This window comes from Endozoicomonas sp. SESOKO3 (assembly GCF_024606255.1).
Genome location: NZ_JAHHPR010000376.1, coordinates 1 through 1,921 on the forward strand (window position 1 = coordinate 1; position 1,921 = coordinate 1,921).

The 1,921-nt window shown below is 48.0% G+C and carries 2 protein-coding genes; both read right to left on the bottom strand.

Features of this window, described 5'->3' with window-relative positions:
• On the bottom strand, window positions 1-886 hold an 886-nt coding region (locus tag KDK18_RS06615; RefSeq protein ID WP_257254081.1), incomplete at its 3' end, for a hypothetical protein.
• A 108-nt stretch (window positions 887-994) separates the two neighbouring features.
• On the bottom strand, window positions 995-1,921 hold a 927-nt coding region (locus tag KDK18_RS06620), incomplete at its 5' end, for a hypothetical protein (RefSeq protein ID WP_257254082.1).

Below are 1,921 nucleotides of genomic sequence, written 5' to 3' on the forward strand. Positions count from 1 at the left end.
GGACGCTGTCTTCGTTGCTTAGGCTATGTTGATCCTGTAAACACCACATATTCCCTGCACTCATCGAGTCTGAGGCGACCTTGCTTATGGAGTTTTCATCAATGTCATGAGCCTGTGGCTCACATTGTTCATCAGAATTCGATGCTCTGCTATCGGATGATGGTCGGAAATTACAAACGCCACGACAGCTATGGACGAAACAATTTAAGCCTAAAGTGTGTGAGTGTTGTTGGGGATCTTTTCTGTTACCGTCGTCAGATTCAGAATACAAGAGGTGAGTGAAAGGGCCTGTAAAGTGGACAGTTGCTATTGGGGTATGCTGCGCTGATGATTCTGATGGCTGACTTTGTTGTTGGTCTTGTTCAGAGCCATACATCATAGTGGTGATCGCAAACGGGTGATTCTGGTTCGTCTCTTGTTCAATTGGGTTAAACAGTGGTGAATCGTGGTTCCAATAGCTTTGAAAAAGCCAGACGACAACGACAAGCAATTCTTCAGGTAGCGATGAATAAGAGGTGAAGCTCTGAGGGGCGTCTTTGTTGGTCAGGATCACTTCGTAGGCAATCAGCAGATAACTGGCGTAAAGCCATTGCCAGGAAATCGAATCAATAAGGGATCTTCTTATCCTGTAACTGAAAGTTCGGTGCCGGTTGTTATCAAGCGTCGAACCTGATCCTGAATAGTCGTTTTTGTTGGCAATATCTGACTGGCTGTCTGGCAGTGTGTTCTGGGCATGTTTTACAAAAAATCCCTGATTTGAAAAAACTGCCTTCTGTTCTACGTCGACAATAAAATATTCTGTCAATACTTTGGCTTGACAGAAGGCAGACGATAACAGTGTCAGCAGTAATGCCGAAAAGAGAGAGTGCTTAATAACTCTATCCACCCTGGTCCACATCATAAGACTTGCGTTTTGGATACATTCTTTTGTGGTCCGAAAAGGTTTTAGCATTGTTGCAGATCTTTCAGCATAGTCGCGGTCAATATTCAGCTCCTAATCAACAGTTTTGCGTTTTAGATGTACTCTTTTGTGATTCATGAGGGCTTTAGCACTGCTGCAGACCTTTCCACATAGCCGCTGCTGGTCATCCGCTCCGACCACTGTTTCATTACAGGTTTGCTGCCCGGTGTGGCATCTGCTTTTGTGGTCGTAAAGGGCTCGATTATTCTTGCAGACCTTGCAGCATAGCCACCGCTGACCATCCTCCCCGACTACCGTTTCGTGACAGGTTCTTTGCCCGCTGTGGTATCTGCTTTTGTGAGTTGTCAGTGCTTTGGCATTTTTGCTTATCTTCCCACATGGCCTCTGCTGACCATCCTCCCCTGTCACTGCCACGTGACAGGTTTTGTGTCCGGTGTGGTAACCGCTTTTGTGGTTGGACAGGGTTATGTGCTTTCCCCAGACCCTTCCGCATGGCCGCGGTTGGCCATCTTCTCCAACCACTGTTACGTCACAGTTTTTTTGCTCACTATGCCCATTTCCTCTGTGAAGCCGCAGGGCTTGAACATTTTTGCAGATCTTTCCGCATAGCCGTTGCTGACCATCCTCCCGTTGCACCATCACGTCACAGACTCTTTGCCCGCTGTGATATCTGTTTTTGTGAGTAGAGAGAGCTTGCAGATTTTTGCTGAGTGTCCCACATGGTCTCTGGTGGCCATCCTCCCAGACCACCATCACATCACAGATCTTTTGCCCGGTATGGGCAATTCTTTTGTGATCCGACAGGGCTTTGGCATGCTTGCAGACCTTTCCGCATGGCTGTTGCTGACCATCCTCCCGCTCCACCATCAGGTAACAGGTTTGTTGCCCGGTGTGGTATTTGCTTTTGTGAACTGACAGAGCTTTGGCACTATTGCAGATCCTCCCGCATGGGCACAGCTGGCTGTCCTCTCCGGATACTGTCGCGTCACAGGCTGATTG